21 protein-coding genes are annotated in these 21,085 nt (G+C 61.8%); 8 read left to right on the top strand and 13 right to left on the bottom strand.

Annotated features, from left to right (window positions below; translation table 11 throughout):
- Positions 1-10 precede the first annotated feature (10 nt).
- Positions 11-3,082: a peptidase domain-containing ABC transporter gene (locus tag U5A57_RS14400; protein ID WP_321911858.1), complete on the top strand. Its 3,072-nt coding sequence runs from the start codon at positions 11-13 to the stop codon at positions 3,080-3,082.
- Positions 3,079-4,398 (top strand): sigma-54 dependent transcriptional regulator, encoded by a 1,320-nt coding sequence (locus U5A57_RS14395; RefSeq protein ID WP_321911856.1) that lies wholly within the window; start codon positions 3,079-3,081, stop codon positions 4,396-4,398. The genes U5A57_RS14400 and U5A57_RS14395 overlap by 4 nt, the downstream gene beginning before the upstream one ends.
- 612 nt (positions 4,399-5,010) lie before the next feature.
- Here the strand turns inward: U5A57_RS14395 and U5A57_RS14390 are convergent.
- Complete coding sequence (locus U5A57_RS14390; protein WP_321911854.1) at positions 5,011-5,730, bottom strand: PP2C family protein-serine/threonine phosphatase; 720 nt, start codon at positions 5,728-5,730, stop codon at positions 5,011-5,013.
- Positions 5,731-5,798: 68 nt separating this feature from the next.
- Positions 5,799-6,092, bottom strand: coding sequence for a hypothetical protein (locus U5A57_RS14385; RefSeq protein ID WP_321911853.1), 294 nt, complete (start codon positions 6,090-6,092; stop codon positions 5,799-5,801).
- Between the two features lie 477 nt (positions 6,093-6,569).
- Between U5A57_RS14385 and U5A57_RS14380 the strand changes: the two genes are divergently transcribed.
- On the top strand, positions 6,570-7,034 hold the full coding sequence (locus U5A57_RS14380) for a lecithin retinol acyltransferase family protein (protein WP_321911852.1): 465 nt from the start codon (positions 6,570-6,572) through the stop codon (positions 7,032-7,034).
- Between the two features lie 58 nt (positions 7,035-7,092).
- Positions 7,093-7,335: a hypothetical protein gene (locus U5A57_RS14375; RefSeq protein ID WP_321911850.1), complete on the top strand. Its 243-nt coding sequence runs from the start codon at positions 7,093-7,095 to the stop codon at positions 7,333-7,335.
- A 2-nt stretch (positions 7,336-7,337) separates the two neighbouring features.
- On the opposite strand, the gene U5A57_RS14370 is transcribed toward U5A57_RS14375, so the two are convergent.
- From U5A57_RS14370 to U5A57_RS14360, 3 genes are all read right to left on the bottom strand, one after another.
- A complete protein-coding gene (locus U5A57_RS14370) occupies positions 7,338-7,553 on the bottom strand; it encodes a hypothetical protein (RefSeq protein ID WP_321911848.1) in 216 nt (71 codons plus the stop codon).
- Between the two features lie 131 nt (positions 7,554-7,684).
- On the bottom strand, positions 7,685-7,954 hold the full coding sequence (locus tag U5A57_RS14365) for a hypothetical protein (RefSeq protein WP_321911846.1): 270 nt from the start codon (positions 7,952-7,954) through the stop codon (positions 7,685-7,687).
- A gap of 96 nt (positions 7,955-8,050) precedes the next feature.
- Entirely contained in the window at positions 8,051-8,326 is a 276-nt protein-coding gene (locus U5A57_RS14360; protein WP_233887843.1) for a hypothetical protein, read from the bottom strand.
- 530 nt (positions 8,327-8,856) lie between these two features.
- Between U5A57_RS14360 and U5A57_RS14355 the strand changes: the two genes are divergently transcribed.
- A complete protein-coding gene (locus U5A57_RS14355; RefSeq protein ID WP_321911842.1) occupies positions 8,857-10,974 on the top strand; it encodes a serine/threonine protein kinase in 2,118 nt (705 codons plus the stop codon).
- 72 nt (positions 10,975-11,046) lie between these two features.
- On the opposite strand, the gene U5A57_RS14350 is transcribed toward U5A57_RS14355, so the two are convergent.
- From U5A57_RS14350 to U5A57_RS14330, 6 genes are all read right to left on the bottom strand, one after another.
- Positions 11,047-11,742 (bottom strand): phosphatase PAP2 family protein, encoded by a 696-nt coding sequence (locus tag U5A57_RS14350; RefSeq protein WP_321912246.1) that lies wholly within the window; start codon positions 11,740-11,742, stop codon positions 11,047-11,049.
- 252 nt (positions 11,743-11,994) lie between these two features.
- Positions 11,995-12,396, bottom strand: coding sequence for a DUF1488 family protein (locus U5A57_RS41685; protein ID WP_415764167.1), 402 nt, complete (start codon positions 12,394-12,396; stop codon positions 11,995-11,997).
- A 147-nt stretch (positions 12,397-12,543) separates the two neighbouring features.
- Positions 12,544-13,041, bottom strand: coding sequence for a hypothetical protein (locus U5A57_RS14345; protein ID WP_321911840.1), 498 nt, complete (start codon positions 13,039-13,041; stop codon positions 12,544-12,546).
- A 513-nt stretch (positions 13,042-13,554) separates the two neighbouring features.
- Positions 13,555-14,271 (bottom strand): pentapeptide repeat-containing protein, encoded by a 717-nt coding sequence (locus U5A57_RS14340; RefSeq protein ID WP_321911839.1) that lies wholly within the window; start codon positions 14,269-14,271, stop codon positions 13,555-13,557.
- Positions 14,272-14,456: 185 nt separating this feature from the next.
- Positions 14,457-15,383, bottom strand: coding sequence for a pyridoxal-phosphate dependent enzyme (locus U5A57_RS14335; RefSeq protein WP_321911838.1), 927 nt, complete (start codon positions 15,381-15,383; stop codon positions 14,457-14,459).
- Between the two features lie 126 nt (positions 15,384-15,509).
- On the bottom strand, positions 15,510-16,319 hold the full coding sequence (locus tag U5A57_RS14330) for an AraC family transcriptional regulator (RefSeq protein WP_321911837.1): 810 nt from the start codon (positions 16,317-16,319) through the stop codon (positions 15,510-15,512).
- Positions 16,320-16,592: 273 nt separating this feature from the next.
- Here U5A57_RS14330 and U5A57_RS14325 point away from each other — a divergent pair, with 273 nt between their 5' ends.
- Both U5A57_RS14325 and U5A57_RS14320 read left to right on the top strand, forming a co-directional pair.
- Entirely contained in the window at positions 16,593-17,813 is a 1,221-nt protein-coding gene (locus U5A57_RS14325; RefSeq protein WP_321911835.1) for a DUF6136 family protein, read from the top strand.
- Positions 17,814-17,824: 11 nt separating this feature from the next.
- Entirely contained in the window at positions 17,825-18,448 is a 624-nt protein-coding gene (locus tag U5A57_RS14320) for an ABC transporter ATP-binding protein (RefSeq protein WP_321911833.1), read from the top strand.
- A 238-nt stretch (positions 18,449-18,686) separates the two neighbouring features.
- On the opposite strand, the gene U5A57_RS14315 is transcribed toward U5A57_RS14320, so the two are convergent.
- A complete protein-coding gene (locus U5A57_RS14315) occupies positions 18,687-18,953 on the bottom strand; it encodes a hypothetical protein (RefSeq protein ID WP_321911831.1) in 267 nt (88 codons plus the stop codon).
- Positions 18,954-19,074: 121 nt separating this feature from the next.
- Between U5A57_RS14315 and U5A57_RS14310 the strand changes: the two genes are divergently transcribed.
- Complete coding sequence (locus U5A57_RS14310) at positions 19,075-19,605, top strand: isochorismatase family protein (protein ID WP_321911829.1); 531 nt, start codon at positions 19,075-19,077, stop codon at positions 19,603-19,605.
- 155 nt (positions 19,606-19,760) lie between these two features.
- Here U5A57_RS14310 and U5A57_RS14305 read toward each other — a convergent pair whose 3' ends face one another.
- The gene (locus tag U5A57_RS14305) at positions 19,761-20,990 is read right to left on the bottom strand and encodes an MFS transporter (RefSeq protein WP_321911828.1); all 1,230 of its coding nucleotides are present in this window, start codon (positions 20,988-20,990) and stop codon (positions 19,761-19,763) included.
- Positions 20,991-21,085 lie beyond the last annotated feature (95 nt).

Raw genomic sequence — 21,085 nt, 5'->3', positions numbered from 1 at the left:
AGCCCAGCAGATGGACACCCAGGCGCCCGCACCGGCCAGCGCACCTTCGCTCGCGGATTTTCTCGCATCGGTCGAACCGCTTTCGCTCTTTTCGCGCGAAGAACTCGACCGTCTCGCCGCGCAGGTCGAAACGCACACCTACGCATTCGGCGACACGCTCTGCAAGCGCGGCGAGCCCGCTGCCGGCCTCTATGTGATCCGCTCGGGCTCCGTGCGCCTGATTGCCGAAGAGCGCGGCAAGGAAATGAGCCTCGGCGTGCGCAAGGAACGCGAGGTGTTCGGCGAGATCGCCATGCTGCGCGACTACTGGCACGAAGTGTCGGTGCGCGCCTCGGCAAAAACCGAGGTGCTGTGCATTCCGCGCGCCGCGCTCGAGCCGCTGCTCGCCGCGAATCCGGCCGCGCAGTCTTTCGTGACGAGCTATGTGGCGATCAGCTCGGCAGGCGGCTTCGTCACGCGGCTTTTCGACCTGCGCGGCAAGCTTTCGCGCGCCGAGCTGGAAGAATATGTGTCGAGCGTGGGCGTCAAGCGCGTGAGCGCCGGCAAGGAGATCATCCATCAGGGCGCTGGTGGCGACATGCGCCTGTATGTCGTGCGTCAGGGCGAGGTCAGCATCGCGCGCGAGGAAGAAGGCACCGTCTATCAGATCGCGAAACTCGGCGCGGGTGAGATCTTCGGTGAACGCGCCTGCCTGCTTCGCCAGGATCAGCCCGCGAGCGTCACGGCGCTCACCGATGTACGGCTGCTGGTGATTCCCGAAAAGACCGTGCACTTCATGCTGGAGCGCAACCCCAAGTTGCGCGAGGTGCTGGAAGAGCGCGTGCGCTTCAACGAGCGCGAATTGCAGCGGCAAAAGAAGCTCGCGGAGCGCCGCAGCCGGCCGGTTGCCGTGGACAGCGGCGCGGACGCGAAATTCAGCGAGCGCGTGATCAAGCGCTTCGTGCTGGTCGAGCAGGCCGAGGAGATGGACTGCGGCGCGGCGTGCCTCGCGATGATCTGCCGTCACTACGGCATTCCCATGACGCTCGGCAAGCTGCGCGACCTCGCGAACGTGACGACGCAGGGCGCGACGCTCGAGAGTCTCGCACGCACCGGCGAGGCGCTTGGCTTCACCACGCGCGGCGTGCAGTGCACATACGAAGCGCTGCAAGGCTTCGAGCTGCCCTTTATCGCGCACTGGGAGGGCTACCACTATATCGTCGTGTACGGCGTTTCGAAGCAGTGGGTGAGGGTGGCCGACCCGGCGCTCGGCTTTCGCAAGCTGAGCGTCGAAGCATTCGAGCGCGGCTGGAACGGCACGTGCCTGTTGTTCACCGCTGGCGACACGACCGGCGCGCAGGCGGCGACGCGCTCGCCGTGGGTGCGTTTCATCGGTTACTTGCTGCCGTACCGGAAAATACTCGCTCACCTCTTTCTCGCGACCTTCGTGATCCAGCTGCTCGGTGTCGTGCCGCCGCTCATCATCCAGACCATTCTCGACAGCGTGATCGTCCATCAGAACGTGAGCCTGCTGCATCTCCTGATCGTGGGGCTCATTATTTCGCACGTATTCACGCAGCTCATGACGACGATACGCGCGCATCTGTCGAATTTCATGGTGCGCAGTCTCGACTTCGCGATGATGTCGCAGTTCTTCAAGCACACGATGTCGCTGCCGTTCTCGTTCTTCGCGCGCCGTAAAACGGGCGACATCTTCGCGCGCTTTCAGGAGAACCAGACGATACGCGCGTTTCTCACCGAATCGACGGTGACCACGGCGCTCAATCTGCTGATGATCTTCATCTACTTCACGATCATGTTTCTCTACAACGTGAAGCTGACGTTGCTGCTCATCGCGTTCGTGATTCCCATCATGGCGCTCACGGCCATTGCCACGCCGCGCATTAAACGCTATGCGCGCGACGTCTTTGCAGCGTCCACGGATTCGCGCTCCATGCTGATGGAAACGCTCGGCGGCGTTGAAACCGTGAAGGGCATGGGCATAGAAAGAGCGGTGCGCCTGAAGTGGGAGCGCAAGTACGCGAAGTCACTCGAAGTGCAGTACCGCGCGCAGGCATTCCACATTCTGGTGGGGCTAGGCAGTCAGTTGCTCAACGCGGCGACCACGATCGTGATTCTGTGGGCGGGTGCCACGCTGGTGCTCGACCAGGAGTTGAGCATCGGGCAGCTCATCGCGTTCAACGCGTTCATGGGCAGCGTGCTTGCGCCGCTCATGGGTCTGGTCGGGCTGTGGAGCCTCATGAACGATGCGGCGGTCGCGATGGAGCGGCTAGGCGACGTGCTCGACATCGAGCCCGAGCAGAAGCCGGCTGACCTCGGCTCGCGCGTGCTGCTGCCGGACCTGCAGGGCGATATTGAATTCGACGGCGTGTATTTCCGCTATGGCGGCAACGAAACGCCTTACGTGCTGGAGAACATCAGCTTTTCGGTGGCACGCGGCCAGATGGTGGCGATCGTGGGGCGCAGCGGCTCCGGCAAGACGACGCTCGCCAAGCTGCTGGTGGGCTTCTACGCACCGACCGAAGGCAAGATCAACGTGGACGGCTACGACATGAGCGCGATCGATCACGCGTACTTTCGCGCCCAGGTGGGCTACGTGATGCAGACGAACCTCGTCTTTTCCGGCACGATTGCCGAGAACATCGCCTGCGGCGATGCTACGCCGGACTGGCGGCGCATGGAGGAAGTGGCGCGCATGGCCGACGCGCACGCGTTCATCAGCAAGTTGCCGCTTGGCTACGAGCAGGTGGTGGGCGAGCGCGGCATGGGTCTTTCGGGCGGGCAGATCCAGCGCCTTTGCATTGCGCGTGCGCTTTATCACGACCCGCGCCTGCTCGTGTTCGACGAAGCGACCTCGTCGCTCGACACGCAGTCGGAAAGCAACATTCTCTCGAACATGCACGACATCCTGGAGGGTCGCACGGCGCTCATCATCGCGCACCGGCTGAGCACCATCATGCGGGCGGACAAGATTCTCGTGCTCTACGAAGGCGCTATCGTGGAGCAGGGCCGGCATGAAGAGCTTGTCGAGCGCAAGGGCATGTATTACCAGCTTGTTCAAAAGCAGCTGGGGGCATCATGAAACTCTTCGACCCGCATGGATTCGGCAGCTCCGTGGTGTCTTATGCGGGGCTGCTCGAAAAGATCGAGATCCTGCGCTCCACGCTGCGCTGGGCACCGCGGCTCGAGCGCACCGATATCGAAAAGCTTTTGAACCAGTCGAACGCGCTGCGCGACGAAGTCATGCAACTCTCGCGCAAGGAGCGCTTTGTCGAAGCGGCGGCCGAGGCGCCCGAGGCGCTCGATGCGCTGGAAAGGCCGGATGCGCTCGCGCCTTCCGCGCACCGGCGGCGCGAGGCGCTCATCGAGCGCAGCTTCATATTCGAAGGCATATTCGGCGACAACGCGAAGCTGCTGGCCGCGCTGGAGATCGCGGAAAAGGCGGCGCCTACCGACCTGCCCGTGTTGATCGACGGCGAGAGCGGTACGGGCAAGGAGCTGATGGCGAAGGTGATCCACGCCAACGGAGCGCGTGCCGACCGCCCGTATATCTCAGTCAACTGTGGCGCGATACCTGAGAACCTGCTCGAGTCGGAGTTGTTTGGGCATCGCAGAGGGGCGTTCACGGGCGCATCGAGCGATCGCAAGGGGAAATTCGAAAGCGCGCATACGGGGACGATCTTTCTGGACGAGATTGGTGAGTTGCCGCTGCAGGGGCAGGTGAAACTGCTGCGCGTGCTCGAATCGCACGAAATTCAGCGGGTGGGTTCCGATGAGCCCATTGGCGTGGACACGCGCATTGTTGCTGCGACCAACCGCAACCTGCGAGAACTTGCCGCGCAAGGGCAGTTTCGCGAGGATCTCTTTTACCGGTTGAGCGTGATTCATGTCACGCTGCCTGCGCTGCGCGAACGCAACGATGAGATTCCGCTGCTCATTGCTTACTTTGGCGACGAGGCTGCCGGGCAGCTTAAGCGCCGGCCTGTGAAGCTCACGCCCAAGTTGCGGGACTTTCTGCTGACTTATGCGTATCCGGGGAATATTCGCGAGTTGCGTAATCTCGTGTATCGGTTGTCGTGTCTGGCCGGCGATACGGCTGATATCGAGCACTTGCCCGATGATATTCGGCCTAAGCCTGCGGCGCTGGCGTTACGTGCGGTGGAAGCCGAGGCGGCTGGCGCGCCACTCTCGCTTAGCGATGCGAAGCGTGCCGCGAGTGATGAGGCTGAGCGCGCGTTTCTCGAGCGCGGATTGCAGGAGACTGGTGGTACGGTGGCCGAGCTTGCTCGGCGCTGTGATATGAACCGGTCGCATTTGCAGATGCTGCTTAAGAAGCATGGTATTCATTCGAAAGATTTTCGGCATGCCGAGAAGGTGAATCACGGGAAGGAGTCTTGAGGTTGTGTTTGTTGTTGTTTCTGGTTTCTTTGGCCTTTCCTTGGTTTCGCGTCGGTATGCCAGCGTTGCCCCTGTGCGGGGCGGCACCTACTTTTCTTTGCAGCGGCAAAGAAAAGTAGGCAAAAGAAAGCCGCTCAAACCGCTAGCGCCCGCCACAGTTCATCTCGCGCCACGACAGGTGAATGGCTCCGGAGCGTCTGTCACCTCGCACCACCGAACTGAGTGACAAGGCGCTCATCCTTCCGGTGGCGCTATGCGCCCCGAAGGGCATAACCCAAAACCATTGGGGCGCGTGAGTTCCCGCAAAGCTGACTCGTACCCTTGGTTTCCCTTGCAGACCCGGCCGCTGCGCGCGTAGCGAGCAGCGGGAACGGACGAGCCCCTTGTCACTAACGAGAATGGTGCGAGGTGACAGACGCTCCGGAGCCATTCACCTGTGGTGGCGCGATGTGAACTGTGGCAGGCGCTAGCGGTTTGAGCGGCTTTCTTTTGCCTACTTTTCTTTGCCGCTGCAAAGAAAAGTAGGTGCCGCCCCGCACAGGGGCAACGCTGGCACACCGACACGAACACAAGGAAACGCCAAAGAAACCAGAAACAACAACACCCACGCACTCAGCGCCCCACAGCAGGATTCACGAGCGTGCGATCCGACCCAACCGGATCCTCCACCCTCACGACGACCGCGCTGATGTTATCGCGCCCGCCGGCCTGCAAGGCCATCTCCACGAGCATTTCAGTTGCCTGCTGGCAGTCGCCGCCCTCGAGCGCACGCACCAGCTCAGGGCCCTGAACTTCATTGCTCAGCCCGTCGCTGCATAGCAAAAAGAGGTCTCCGTCGCGCACGACGATGCGGCCTTCGTCCAGATCGAGCCAGTCTGCCGCACCGACGGCCCGTGTTATCAGATGCTGCGATGGATGGTGGCGCGCTGCTTCGGCGCTCAAATGCCCCTGCGCCTGAAGCTCCGCCACGTAACTATGGTCAGTCGTGAGCGGTTCGAGCTGCGCATCGCGGTACAGATAGATGCGGCTGTCGCCCGCCCATAGCCAGCCGAATTCGCGCCCCCTCGCCATCAGCACGGCAACCGTGCTGCCGATCATGCGAACCGCGCGCCGCGCCGCCTCTTCGCGCAGCTGGTGGTTCACCGTCTGCAGCGTGCCGCGCGCGGTGGCCATGAAGCTCGTGAGCGTGTTGGGGACAGCCAGGCCGCCGAGCGAGCGCACGATCATGCCGCTGGCAAAGTCTCCGGCCGTGTGCCCGCCCATGCCGTCGGCCACCGCCCAAAGCCCCTTCTGGGGCAGATCGAGACATGCATCCTCGTTGAGCGCCCGCACACGTCCTACGTCTGTGCGCGATGCCGAGCTCCATAACAATGCGCCTGCCACGATCGAGCCTCCATAGGCTACACGACGAGTCCGTTATTCTTGCCGTTCTGGCCCACGCCTACCGTCACGTTCGAATTGGACGCGGAATTGGTCACGTCGAGCGTCTGGTACTGATTGATGACCTGATTCGCGTAGAACGTGTTGTTGGTCTGGTACAGATTGATGATCGATCCGAGCTGGGAGGGCTGCGCGGGCTCGTAGGGCTGGATCCAGCCGAACACCCACGGTGCGCCTGCACCCCGGATGAACGACATCGCCTTGCGGTCGAGATCGCATTGCAGGTGAAGGTCGGTGATGGCGAGCGAGGTCATGACAAGTCTCCGTCAAGATGATGGCCGCAGGCACGCGGCGTTCCGGCCATACCTCGCAAGCAGCATGCCATTTTTTGGCGAAACGCGGCGCTCGCGCGCCCAGGTCCGCTGAAGCTTGTCCCATATGACGTTGCGCTCGCGCGGCGCGTATTACGCGCACCGTTGCCTTGTCGGTTTGAGGGGCAATGGTCGTGCGTGCGCCAACACGCAGGTTTCCCGTTGTCATCAGGACACCGACACATAAGCAATCGCTCCTAGTGAGCCAATCTGGCAGCAAGCTGATGGTTCGGCGCCGACACAATCGATGCGCTCAAGTTGGTGTGTTGCCGACACACCGGGGCACCCGTCACGCACGCCTTCCCGCCAGGCCTGATAGAACCGTGATCGCTCGCCTGGCATGTCTGATGCAGGATAGTTGGCAACCGGCAGACCGTTGAACAGCGCGGAAAGCCAGCAACCAGCCAGACGGATGCAGCCATGAACCCCGAACTTCAAACGACGTCGCACACCGAGGAACCGCCGCTCGGCGCGCATCTCGTGTCGCGCCGCGCGGGCTACACGCACCACGGCATCTACGTCGGCGCTGGGCGCGTTGTCCACTACGCCGGGTTGTGCGTATCGCTGCATCGCGGTCCGATCGAAGAGGTCTCGCTCGAGCGTTTCGCGGCTGGCTGCGAAGTCGCCATCGTCGCGCATCCGTGCGCGGCCTTCGTGGGCCGTGAAGCCGTGGCGCGTGCGCGCTCGCGTTTGGGCGAAGACCGCTACCGCCTGCTCAGCAACAACTGCGAACACTTCTGCACCTGGTGCGTGGACGGCAAGGGCCGCAGCGAACAGGTCCGCACCTGCATTGCTCATCCGCTTGCCGGCTTGCGCGTGGTTCGCGCGCTGGTTCACGCACGCCGCCTGCAAGCCCACGGCACGTACGCCGCGCAGGCGGCGTGAACACCATTTCCCGCCGACGCTGAAACGCCGCGCTTCGCCACTTGCTTCGGAGACCATCATGAATTCCGCCGACACCTCGCTGCGCACCCTCGTCGACAAGTGGCTCGCACCCAGTGCGCGTGTTCCGGCCCGCGTCGTGCGCTTTAGCCGCACACAGGAGCAACGGCTGCGCTATGTCTGCGTAGAAGCGGTGCACCCTGCGCGCACGATTGCAATCTTCTTCTTCCGTCACGACGATGGCACGTGGTGCGTATTTCCGCCTGCCAGCGCGCGTCCGGCCATGTCCGCGCACGCTGCGTGATTTCAACGCAGCAATGTGGGGCGCGGCCGCGCCGTGGCGACGGTTGTCTGCGCGCGCTGCGCGGGTGAGCCCTCGATCTCCACACGCACGCCGATGAACGGTCGTGGCACGAGTAGCGTGCGCTGCGAGGCGGCGCGCGCGCCGCCCATGATCGCAGCCATTGCCTGCCTGTCCAGTTCCACGCTTTCCGGAAGGTCCTTGATGACGATAGTGCTCACGGTCCGCTCCACGAGATCGACTTGGGTTTGATGGGTTTCGTTTGAGTATAGGCGGTGGTGCGCGGCGCACGCACGTAAACAAGCAGGCGGCGCCTCGCGGCGCCGTCTGCCTTTTCGCTTCGCGGCAACGGTCAAAACAGCACGCCGGTGCTCGCGTATTGCGCAGGATTGACCTTCAGATTCAGCGGCCCGAAACCCGCGCCGATGTATCCGATGTTGTTGAGCGCAGCGACGTCGACCACCTGAACCTGCGAGATGTTCTGCACGATGTTGGGCGACACGTTGATATTGGCGATCGGGCCATAGCTGCCGAACGCGCTGTTGCCGCCGCGTACGGCTGTCATGGCGCGGCGGTCGAGTTCCGTGCCGGGAGCCAGCTCGCGGATAACGAGAGAAGTCATGATGAGCCTCCAGTTGACGATGAGTGGGGCGGATGCATCCAGGCGGGCGCGACACACGGAGTGCAGCAGGGTGGGGTCGCGCCGCTGCCAGGACGATCAGAAGTTGATCGTGTTGTGCGCGTTCTGCACCGGGTTGACCGTCGCGTGGATGTTCGACGCGAAGGCGACGTCGTTGCCCACGTTGTTCACGATGCTGTTCGTCTGACCGATGACCTGTTCGGCGGTGAAGTTGGTCGAGTCATACTTGAACGTCGGCATCGACGGGTAGTAACCGGGCCAGAGGCTCAGGCCGCCACCGCCGCGCACGGCGCTCATTTCGCTGCGGTCGAGTTCTTGCGCGACGCTCAGGTCGGCGATCATCAGCTTGCTCATGATAGTTCTCCAGAAGGGCTAAACAGGGTAGTTGGCGATTGAGCTGCAGTATCTTGCGGGCTCGCTCCTCTTAATGCACAGGCTGTGCCAGCGACGTCGCCGCCAACGCATTTGCTGCTCAACCCCTTGTGTGGCGGGGCTCGGCGCCTGGCTGCCGCGCGTATGCGGGGCCTGCCGCGGCGCTCACGCGCGAAAACGCTGATGGCGCGCGCCCAACAGCGCGCGGCGAGGCCGTTGGATTCGGAGCAACACGCGTGAGCCCAAGGCCTGGTTCAGGCACCGATTGCACTGCGTGCGGCAGCAGACTAATCTTTCATCAGACCTTGTTGTAGGGTGACGGGCGCGCGCCTTCTGAGATCACAGTGAGCGCAGAATTGGCGGCGACTCTGTATGCTTTAAGGATGACGAGACCACGTTGCAGCGGGCTCGAACGAGATCGGGGCATGCAGCCGGATGCGGTGCAATCGTGCGCCGCGAACCGGTGACGAAAAGCGCCTCGGCCATCCTGAAGCTGAGTTGAAGGCATACGAATGATGAGCCTTGCGCAGCTGATCCAGACATTCCAGAGCGGGGCGCTTTCACGCGACGCGTTCTTCGCCGAGATCGACCACGTGCTCGCGGTCGACGCGGCCAATTGTGCTCGTCTGCGCGAAGCGGTGGACGCGACGCAGACCGTTCATCCGCTGCCCGACGCCGTGTATGCCGAGGTCCTGCGCCGCATCGAACATCGCCAGGAAAACACCGGGCCGGTGGACGACTCCACGCGCATTCACGAAGCCCTCGCTGCTGCGCGTTCTGCCACGACGGGCGACGACTCCGAGCACGTGAAGGGCATTGGCGACACGCTCAACGGGCGCTTCGTGCTCGAAGAGTGCCTGGGCGTGGGCGGCATGGGCACCGTCTACAAGGCGCTCGATTTACGCAAGCTCGAAGCTTCGGACCGCAAACCTTATATCGCGATCAAGGTGCTGAACGTGCAGTTTCGCGGCCAGCCGACTTCGCTGATCGCACTGCAACGCGAGGCCCGCAAGGCGCAGACGCTCGCGCACCGCAATATCGTCACGGTGTACGACTTCGACCGTGACGGTCCGCTCGTGTACCTCACGATGGAATATCTGTCCGGCAAGCCGCTCAGCAAGCTATTGCGCGCGCCGGGTTTCGCGGGCATGTCGTTCGATAAGGCGCGGCCGATCATTGCCGGCATGGGGCAGGCGCTCGCTTATGCGCATGAGCGCGGCTTCGTGCATTGCGACTTCAAGCCCGCCAACGTTTTCCTCACCGATGGCGGCGATGTCAAAGTGATCGACTTCGGCATTGCGCGCGTATTCCAGCGTCCCGAAGAAGATCCCGACGTTACCGTATTCGATCCCGCGACGCTTGGCGGCATCACGCCCGCCTATGCGAGCCCGGAAATGTTCGAGCATCGCGAGCCCGACCCGCGCGACGATATCTATGCGCTCGCCTGCGTGACCTATGAACTGTTGACGGGCAAGCATCCGTTCAACCGGAAATCGGCTACCCAGGCACGCAGCGAGAAGATGCGCGCCGAGCGGCCGCCGGCGCTCGATCGCGGTCAATGGCGCACGCTGAGCGCAGCGCTTTCGTTTGACCGCGCGTCACGCACCGCGAGCGTCAATCAGTTTCTCGAGGGCATGGGCGTGCTCGCGCATGCGCACGCGTTCCCCGCCGCCCGGGCTGGCGCCGTTGGCGTGGGGGCCATCGTGGTCGCTGCGGGGTTGTGGGCCGGGTACCGCGTGCTTTCCGGACACGAGCAAACGGGTGCCAAATCCTCCGTGGCCGCTATCTCCACCAGCGTCACCAGCACTCCCGCTAGCGCAACAAAGCCGGTTGCGGAAGCGGCTGCCTCGCCGGTGCTTGCTGCCGCGCCTGCGGCTGTGGCCGCTAGCGTGCCTGCCGTGAGCGCGGTTGCAGCCGCTGCCTCTCCCGCGTCGAGCGCCCCGGTGGCCGACGCCGCTTCGGTCGCCGCGTTGAACGCGACGCTTGCACGCATTCCGTGCTCCGCGCTTGCTGCGTCGCTGCCCGGGCAAGCGATCCAGGTGCGTGGCTTTGCCAATGCCGGCGAGAACATGGCGCACCTGCATGACGCGCTCGCGCAAACGCCAGGCGGGCAGGTTGCGAAACTCGATGTGACCGCGGTGGAGAACCATAACTGCGAAGTCGTGAGCGCATTCGCGCCGTATTGGCGCGCCAATCATCTGGCCGGCGGCGGGGCGTCGATCCATACCCAGCCGCTCGACGCGCACCTTACGCAGGGCATGCCGCTCATCGTCGATATCACCACGCCGCATTACGACTCATACGTCAACGTGGATTACTTCGCGCTCGACGGCAGTGTCGTGCATCTGGTTCCCAGCAATGTCGAGCGCGACAACCAGGCACCGCCCGGGTTCTCGGCCAAGGTCGGTGGGTCGGGGTACTGGCTCGTGGACAAGCCATTCGGCACGGAGATGATCGTTTTGTTGATCACGCCCGCGCCGTTGTTCGACGGGCTGCGTCCTGCTTCCGAGTCTCGCTCGGCCTACCTTGCGGCGGTTGAGCAGCAGCTCAAGAAGATGGAAGCGCGTTATGGCGCGGGGCATATCGCTGCTGATTTTGTACAGATCACAACGCACGCGCGAAATGATTGATGTGCGAGTGTGTGATCTTCCCTCGTCCGATTTGTATTAAGAACATGGCAGTCCGAACAAAGCCTGAATCCGTCAGCTCGCGGTATGAAGTACCGAATGGGCAAGCCGCAGAAGATCGTCGAACTGTGTGACCAGCTCGAAACACAGCATAAATCCGAGCGCCACAGCAGGACCGGGATAACGCATGATGTAGCGCATCGCGGGTTTGACCGTGCGCCTGCGCACGGCCCTGCGCGTCATGATCCAGGTAATGACGATGCCGATCAGGGCGCCGGCGATCAGATCAGTCGGGTAGTGATAACCCAGATACGCGCGCGGAAAGCACACGAATACTGCGACGGCCAAAAACGCCAGCATGCCAATGCCCCGCCACACGATGAAGATGCCCGTGGCTACCGCCATCCAGAGCATGGCGTGATCGCTCGGAAAGGAACTCCAGTTCATCAGCCCGGCGAACTGCACCGGCGACGAGGCGAAATGCAGATGGAGCTCCGGCGTGAATAGCGGCCGCTCCCTGAACGGCAGGCAGCGCGCCAGCAGGCGTCCCGCCGCGAGTGCGATCAGGGCGCTCGCCAACGTGGCGAGCACGATCTCACGGCGCCAGCCGCGCCGCTCGTTCGGCTGGACCCAGATCCACCACAGCAGCGGAATCAGCAGGTAACCCTTGAAGGTATAGAGGTCGGCAATGACGACGATTGCATGATTGACCTGGGGAGAAAACTGGAGTTGGGTGAGGGCTCCCAGAATGACGGTATCGAAGCTGTTCATTATTGTGGCCATCCCGCAGATGAATTCGTGAGAAAGGCGGTCTCGAACAGAATCCTCAACCGCCTCCGCGCCACATACGCAAGGCGTTCTTCGTTGTATTTTTCTGGCCAGCACGCGGTGAAGGCAGTTCGTAGCAGTGAGTTGCTGCGATGCAGCTTCAACCGTCCGTGTTGCGCACATTCGATCGCACTGCAGTGCGTCAAGGATTCAGCGGCTTTCGCGGTCACTGACCTTTCGTTGTGAAGCGCGCTCTTACCTTGGCGCACCTCCCGCTTCGCGAACGTACCTGACCGCGGGCATGCGCGCGCGTGTGCCTGGCGTATCGTCGTGTCGGACAGTTTCTACGATACCCCTGTTGCGGCTGATGTCTACTTCGGTCATTCCCGGCTTTTGGAGGCAGTCGCGCAGGAACAGCTGGCAGCGTCCAGCAGACAGACGATGCGGAAGAATTTGTCTTGTGATTGATTCGATCTCCTTTCTATATGTTGCGAAGGCAGCCAGCAGGCCGGCGCGACCCGAGCGCGCACGAAAATATTCTTCAAGCGCCTCCGGAGATATTTCACACGTGACTATTGCGCCGTCGACGAGGGCGCGATACCGGACCGTGCCGCTCGCATAGTAGTAGGCATCTTCATCTGGAAATTGTATGAGCACGATGGCTTACCTCACTGAATTCCGAGCCTGCGTTCAAGCAACCGGTGTTCCGCACTCTTCTGACGAAGCCGGTGAATTTGCATCATGCGTGCGCAGGTTGAATCGAAATCAATTCGCAAATCGTTTGCATCGATTGATGGGGCCGCGCTAGTTGTTCTGATCGGATGACGCGCCGCTGCTGTGGGGAGGGGACAGCGGTCCGTAGCGAAGATGCTGCGCCACCGAAATGGGGACTTTGGGCGAGAACATGCCCGCGATCGTGAGCGCGTAGACGATCGCGGCGACGCCGGCCACAACGCGCACGGGTCGTGCGACTGCCGAATGGCCAACGACGATGTTGAGGTAGAACCAGATGCCGAGCAATGCGAGCAATAGCAGACGCGGCATGGGCTTCCAGCCGTCGTGCCCGACTTCGATGATAGACCACACGAGTGCGGCGACAAGCGTAAAGAAGAGGCTCCAGAGTCCCGCCGATCGGCTTCGGACCATCAGGGTGCCCGAGCCGATCAGTGCGAGTCCGGTGACGACGTAGTAGGGCGTGGAACCCATTGCGACGAGCCAGCCGCCAAGCACGGCGAAAGCAGCGCCCACCAGCACCAGGGCCTCGCCCGTCTCGGCAGGAGACGTCTCGTGTCGGTTCGACATAGAAGAGCCCCCGCTCATGCAAATGTCTGGCAATCGGCGTTCACGACAACGCGCTTCGTTTGTGATGCAAGCGCTGTACCCTCTGGAGTGCGTGGAAAATCTGCATGCCTCGTGCAAACGCGGGGACGTTATTCGTTTGATGTATAGCGCTACGCTTGGGTCTCAGGCCGCAAACGAAGTTACATCCAACTATAGGCGCGCGGCGCGCCTCTACAGTGGCGTGTATGGTAAGAAATTATTGCGTTACATTTCGATTACAAATCAACCATATGAACTAATCTGCAGCGCAAAACGCAGATGAAATGACGAAATTGGCGTTGACATATCTACGAGAAATCTGTGTAGAAATAGTGTGCGGCGCGTCACTTTTCTTGAATCGAAATCAAAATGCGAATGGTGATGCCGCGAGTTGCGCACTGGCTGGCACGCTTGCTTTCGGCGCAATGGAGGTGCCTGCCAGGCGTTGCACTGGCACTGGTGATAAACGGCCGGCGGGTGCCGGCCTTCGCTGCCTTACATCACCCGCACTCCGCAGTCGCCGATCAGCATGACGGCTTGATCGACGGAGAGGATCGTGCCTTTAAGATGTTGCAGCACGTCGGAGAGACGCAAACCACTTAGGTCTACAGAGCGTAGATCCGCGCCGTCGAAGCGGCTGTTTCGCAGTTGCGCGTTGCTCAAGCTGCCGCCTTCGAAAACAGTGTCGCGAAAGTCGCAGTCGGACAGATCCGCGTCGGAGAAATTCAACGCCTCGAGCGTTTGCTTGCGAAACGAGAGCCCCCGTAGATCTGCACCAACGAGCAGGGAATCGTGGAAGCTGAGCCCCAGTGTACGGGCGTCGACAAAGCGGGCGCCTGTGAGCTTGACCTCAGTGAACGCCGCCGACGCGAGTTTCGAGCCTGTCCAGTCGGTATTGTTGAGATCGCTCCGGCAAAAGCGCGCGTCACTCACATTCGCGTAGCGAAACCTTGCGGCAGCGCACTTGCATGCCAGCCAGCGGGTTCTTGTGAGTTCGCAGTGCTCCATGAGGGCGTGCTCGAAGTTGCACTGAGAGAAGCGGGCGGCTCGCAGATCAAGACTGGAAAGATCTTCGCCGCTGAAATTGCAGTGCTCGAACGTCGGACCGTCGCCGCATTCTCGAAGCAGGCGGGTCAGCGCTTCGCGGTCGAAGGTCAATCCGCTGAACAGCGCTCCTTCCACGTTTGACGGCTCATTGGTGTTGCTGCGCATCTGGGCAGACTCCTCGTCTGGAGGGGGCGCAGCGTCTTCTCCACAGCGCGTCCCCTCAACTTGATGAAAGTAAGGTTGACGCCGCGGCATATCTAGAACCCAATCACTGGGCGCAGGAGATACCAACCTGCGACTCTATTTTCGGCGGACAGGATTTTATCGTTTCCGCCGTTACATGCACAAGGTCATCGGCGCTCTGCCTTGCCTGCCCATGCACGAATCTGATCGATGGTAGCCGTCGCGCCGCCGCATACGACAACCAGAATCTTCTTGTAACTGGCCAACGCCGGATGCCTGTCGTAAGCGACGGAGAGTGCCGCGCCGCAAGCCGGCTCGACCAGAATGCGGTGATCCGCAAGAAAGCGCTCGCACGCAGCGAGTGCGCTGAAGTCCGACACGACGAGGCTGTGTACAGGGTGCACGCGTGCGCAATGTAACGCCTGTTCGCACACCCGCTTGGCGCCGAGCGACGTGGCAATGCTCGAGATACACGGTAGCTCCACCGCATGTCCGGCTTCGAGCGCGGCATGGAACGAAGCGGCGCCTTCGGTTTCGACAGCCAACACGGGCACATCGTGCCAATGATTGCGCTGCAGGCCCTCTACGACGCCGGAAAGCAGCCCGCCGCCGCCCACGGAAAGCAACACGGCGTCCGGCTTGAAGCGGGCTTGGGCAACCTCATCGATCATCGAGGCATGGCCGTGCCATAACAGCGGATCGTCGAAGGGATGCAGGAACGCGTCGGTTGCTCCGAGCAGCGTCTGTGCAAACTGGTTCGCCTCTTGCCAGGAACTGCCGTGCACCACTACCTCGGCGCCCTCCAGGCGGAGTAGTTCCTTCGCGCGCTCCGTTGTCGTTTGCGGTACCACTACCGCAACAGGAATGCCCAGACGTCGACCCGCATAAGCAACGGCAAGACCCGCATTGCCCCCGGAGGACGAAACGAAACGCTGCGCGCCACGGCTTCGATGAACGGCGCACGCGTGGCCGATGCCCCGGATCTTGAATGATCCACACGGTTGCAACGCGTCGAGCTTGAGCCACACGGATTGTTCACCGGGAACGCTCAAGGCGCGCGATTCCATCAAAGGGGTCTCGAAGTGCAGTTTCATTGTGGCGGGCTTCCAGGTTTGCGTTCGGAACACCAGATGCCGAACGGACTTCTGCTGATGCTATAGAGGCAGGGCGAGACTGGCTTGTAAAAAATTGACGCGCAGAGTGAGCACTCGCGCGTCGACTCAGTAAGCGGACGGGGCCACGCCAAAGGCTTGCCGGAACGCCCTGTTGAAATGGCTTTGGTCGTAAAACCCGACGCCGTGGGCGACTTCGGCAATGGTTCGTTTGCCCGCTGCCAACAAGGCGCAAGCCTGTTCCAGGCGCAAACGAAGCAGCCACGCATGAGGCGTCATGCCTACGGTCTGCTTGAATCGCCGCAAAAAATGAAAACGCCCCAGACCACACAAGGCGGCCAATTCGTCGAGGGTGATCTTCTCGGCCAGATGGGACAGGCAATAGTCATTGAGCCGCTGCCAATGCATTGGAGAGAGCGTCCCTTTAGCGGCCGTCGGCCCGATCGCGCCGGACCGGTTGAACAGGCAATACAGCAGTGAAAGCCATTCCGACTGTAAAGACAGCGACGAAGCGTCGGGCGACAACTGCATCGCATCGTGAAGCTGCAGTAATTGCGCGGCCAGCGTCGGATCCTCGATCATCATGCTTTTCAGCTCGGGCTCGCGAGCCGAGTCCGTCAGCTCGGTCGCGACACCTTGCAGCAGGTCTCGGGACAGTCTGAATGTCTTCAGCGTATAAGCGTTGCCGCATTCCCCGGCGCCATCATGGACCTCGCCGGGTGGCATCAAGGAAATGCGACCTGGCCCGAGCAAGACCGCGCCTGCGTTCACGCATTGGCGCTGAATCCCTTCGGTTACGAGCCCGACGTGATAGTCAAGGTGATAGTGCCGGTCGAAACGGAACGCCTTGAAACGCCCAGCGCCGAGAACGAGTCCCGGAAGGCCGGCGAGCCGCTTGTACTCCACACCATCGCTCATTGCAGATCACAAAATCACTATTGCGCCAGATTGAAGGGGCGCACCAGACTCGATGCGTCGAGGCGCTTGCTGGTGCGGCACGACGAGTATATGTCAGCGCCGAGGCCATTCTGGCAATGAAATAAAAATGAAAGTTAAGCGTTGGCGCGGTTGTTGCATCGCAGCCGACGTGGCACGATAACGGGTCTGTCCAGTTCACGGTTTCGCGACTGCCCTAATGGAATTAACGGAATCAAGAGAATTAAGGGAAGTCGAAAAAGGGAAGTTGGAAACATGATGTTGTCTTGCCGACTGCGGTGGTATGCCCTCGCGACATCGCGCATGTTGCGCAGACATTGGCAGGCGCTGTCGCTCTCAGTCCTGTTGTTGCTGCCGGCAATGCCCGTGTTTGCCCAGAGCCAGATTCTGGGCGCGCCGGTACTCGCGGCTCTCGCGCCCTCGCATGGCATGGAATGGCGGTTCGTCTGGGTGCACATGCTCGAAGCGGCGGGTATGTTGTGGGTGCTTGCGCAACGTGCCGCCATCACAGGCGGGACGTTCGCCACTTTCTTCGCTTCGTTGCCCGCACCCAATTTCCACCGCCGCGCCGTCGACATCGCCGTCGTGCTCGTCGCGAGTACGCCGCTGCTTCTGCCCGTGCTCGGCGCCGCGGTCGCGCTGGCCTTTCTGCCGCAGAAGGCCGCGAACTACCTGTTCGTTCTCGATCTGCTTCTGGTTACGCTGGGATGGCAACTGACGGTGCTCTCGCGCAGCGCTCGTCACGCGGCTCTGTTGGTCGTCGCCAATATCATCCTCGTCGGCGCGTTGGAGGCGGGCGAAACGACAAAGCAGGCGCTGCTGGTCTTGCCCTTGCTGCTCGCGGCGTTCGTGATCGTCCGTACGCCGGCTGCTTCGACTCCGTGGCCCATGTGGTCTTGCGCGCTCTCTCGACGCGTCATGAGTTGCGTACGCGTCAATCTCGGCCAGCGGCTTTCGCCCGTGACCAGGCTGCAAGCCGGTATTGTTTGGGATCGCGGCGCAGGTGTCTTCGCGCGCTATCTGGTGATGGGTGCGGTTACGGCCTCCACCTGCTTCCTGCTTCGACTCTGGAATTTCGACGCCCGTGCGGTACCCCTGACAGTGATTTCACAGGCCGCGATTGCGCTGGTCGCTGCGACGACCTATCGCGATTTGCGAGCGGCTCACCTTCGTGCAGAGCACTTCACACGATCGTTGCCTATTGCAGCAGCGGCGCGGCTGCGTGCCGATATGCTGACCGTCGCCGCGCTGGCGCTGCCATTAGCATGCATGGTGCCGCTGCTGCTGGTCGCGCACGGTGTTTTGCCGCTGTGGCCTGCGGCGGCTCTCCTGGGGTTGGCGGTACCGCTGCTTGCCTTGCTGTATTTCCCGCAACGCTACGCCGCCCGGCAATCCGTTTTGCTCGGCACCATGCTGGCCGCGATGTGGGTCGCTGCCGTCTGGCGTGCCTGGCGCGTCTGGCATTCGCTTATTTGATTGATTCCACCATGCTTCGATTCGAAAACCTCAGCAAACGCTTTGGCGAGCGCGTTATCTTCCAGGGGCTGCATCACGTTTCCAGCGCGGGATGCGTGGCGCTATGCGATGAAAACGGTAGCGGCAAGTCCACCTTGCTCGGCATCCTTGCCGGCGTGATCGACGCCGACGAAGGGGAGGTCTGGCTGGGCGGCCATTCGCTGCGTAGCGCGCCGCTCGAGGCGAAATCCGCCCTGGCGTACGTGCCCGACGACTGCATGGCGTATCCGTTTCAAACCGGCCGCGCGTTTCTGGAACTCGTGGCGTCGACTAAGAAGACAGCCGTCGACGCGCGCACGCTCGATCTCGCGGACCGCTTTGGCCTCACGCCGCACCTGGAGAAGCGCTTCGAGCAGATGTCGCTCGGCACGCGCAAAAAGTTCTTCCTGACAGCGACGACACTGGGCGAACCCGCTGTCGTTATCGCGGACGAACCGGGCAACGGGCTCGACGCCGCCGCGCGTGCGGTTCTCATCGATCTATTCAAGGATCTGGCCAGGAAGAGCGCGGTCTTCTTTTCGAGCCACGATTTGCGGCTTGCGCGAGCGTGCGAGGCGACCGTCACCAGTTTTGCCGACCTGGGTATGGCTGTGTGAGCGCGAACGCACTCGGCGCGCGATCGCGAGTGTCGGAACGTCGAAGCGCTCTGAGTCAACGCAATCAGGTCGCTGGCCTCGCCACCCGGCGCTCCGAAACTGATTCGGATTCCGAAATATGGCGAGTTCGCGCCGTCCCGGAAAAGCGCGCAGCCGCAACTCGAAAGCCCACTGTTTCCAGCGGGCTTCTATTCGAGCATCGACAGCGAACCGTCCGGCGGGACGGCGCGCGGGCTAGTTAGTGCCCATGCGCCTCGCGGAATCCGGCGTCCTTTTCGAGTCGGCGACCGTGAGTGCCAACATGGAATCCTGCTGAAATCACAAAGAGGACTCCGGCGAAAGGCCAGATATAGATTGCCAGCGAGAAGCAAAGCCAACACGCTTCTTGTGGCGGATACGCCTGGAGCGCCCAGACAAGACTGGCAACTGGCAACAGCATCAGACACAGCGCCGACCGGGTGAGAAAAGTGGCGGCTCTTGCTTTCTTTAGCGTCTCTGCTTGCATGCCTGGCTCCATAGGGAATGGCATTGGGATATAGAGTCGCACGGCGACCATTTGTCGCATACTTAGTAATATCCCTGACAGCTGCCATTGTGCGGAGCGCAATTTTCCAGAAGGACTTGCAATGCTGCATAGCCATTCCGAATCGATCGTAGTTCTGATCGACTTGCAAACGAGACTGATGCCAGCGATTCACGAAAGCGCATCCGTTGGCGCTCAAGCCGTTCGCCTCGGTCGCATAGCCCGCGAGCTGGATGTTCCCGTTATCGGGACAGAGCAAAATCCAGACTCACTCGGCGAGAATGCGAAGGAAATAAAGGACCTTTGCACAATGACTGTTGCAAAGCACCATTTTGACGCGACAGCTGATGGATTGATAAACGCATTACCAAAAGGACGAACCCGAATCATCGTTGCGGGATGCGAAGCGCATGTCTGTGTGCTGCAAACGGCGATTGGTCTGCTGCAAGGCGGGCTATCGGTCACGCTCGCTATCGATGCGATGGGGTCGCGCAAAATCGTCGATAAAGAGGCGGCAATTACACGGCTGAATAAAGCGGGCGCGGACGTGGCGACGGTCGAGATGGTCGCGTTCGAGTGGTTGCGCTCGAGCCAGCACCCGCGATTCCGCGACATACTTCAGATGATCAAGTAATGCGCGGGCCGCCGCCCGTCATCGGCAAAATGTGGCGCCAGTGAGCAAGGCAAGCATCGTCGCAGGTGACAGATATTCGACCAGCGACCAGATAATTAGCGCTACGAATGGAACGGCCAGCATGACCTCCATGGCGCGCATGACCAACCTGCCGCTCACGAAGGTTGACCCGCGATCATGACGCGAGGCACGACCCGCTCGTCGTCGATCGGCAAGTGCATGACGCCGGCCAGGATGCCGAGCGCAATCGAGCCTTGCCAAAGCAAGTCGTAGCTGTGTGTCGCGTCGAATACCACGCCGCCGAGCCAGACCCCGAAGAAACTGCCGATCTGATGCCCGAGAAACACGAAGCCGAAGAGCGTCGAGATGTAGCGCACGCCGAACATCTGCGAAACGATCCCGCTCGTCAGCGGTACGGTGCCAAGCCACATGAAGCCCATCGCGAACGCAAACACATAAAGCGTGAGAGCCGAGAGTGGCAAGGCGAGGAACAGCACCATCACAGCCGCGCGCGCGAAGTAGATTCCCGAGAGCAGATATTTGCGGCGCAGAAAGCCGCCTGCGTAGCCGCATAGAAACGTGCCCGCCGTGTTGGCGAGCGCGATCAGTGCGAGCGCGAGGCTCGCTTCGCGTGCGCTCATGCCTTTGTCCAGCAAATAAGCGGGGAGGTGCGCGCCGATGAACGCGAGCTGGAAGCCACACGACAAGAAGCCCAGATTGAGCAGCCAGAAACCGCGGTGCGCAAACGCCTCTCTCATCGCGCGGCGCAGCGTGTCGTGCGAATCGGCGGCGCCGCTGCGCGCCATCGGCCGATCGCGCAGCCACGCTGCGAGCGGTGCGCTTGCGAGCATCACGGCGGCAAGCACGAGAATGGCCGTGACCCAGCCGAATCTGCCGATCATCCCTTGTGTGAGCGGCACGACGCAGAACTGGCCAAGGCCGCCGAACATGCCCGCTACGCTCAGCGCCCAACTGCGCTGATCGGCTGCGAAAAGCCGGGAAAGCGCGCCGTAGACCGCGCCGAACGCCGTTCCGGACAAGGCAACGCCGAGCACCACGCCCACGCCGAACGTGTAGACACCCGGCGTTGCGCTCAGCGCCATCATCGCAAGGCCGAGCGCGTAGAGCAGGGCGCCCGCGAAAATCACACGCGCGGAGCCGAAGCGGTCGGAGATCATGCCGGTGAGCGGCTGCGCAATGCCCCACAGCAAGTTTTGCAGCGCTAGCGCGAGGCCGAACGTCTCACGCGACCAGCCGCGATCTAGCGTGACGGGCATCAGAAAAAGCCCTTGCACGTTGCGCACGCCCAGCGCCGCGCCCATCACCACGCCACCTGCAATCACGAGCAGCCAGCGGCGGCGCCATGCATCGTTTATTCCGGTCATCGTTCGCCTCCTCGCACTGGGCGCTTCGCTGTTGCGCAGCGTTGCGCCTAGTAGAGCGCGGGAAGGCGAGCCGGCTCAAGCAAGTTTTTCGCACG

This window comes from Paraburkholderia sp. J11-2 (assembly GCF_905220185.1).
Lineage (GTDB): Bacteria > Pseudomonadota > Gammaproteobacteria > Burkholderiales > Burkholderiaceae > Paraburkholderia.
This window is presented reverse-complemented; position numbering and strand designations above follow the sequence as displayed.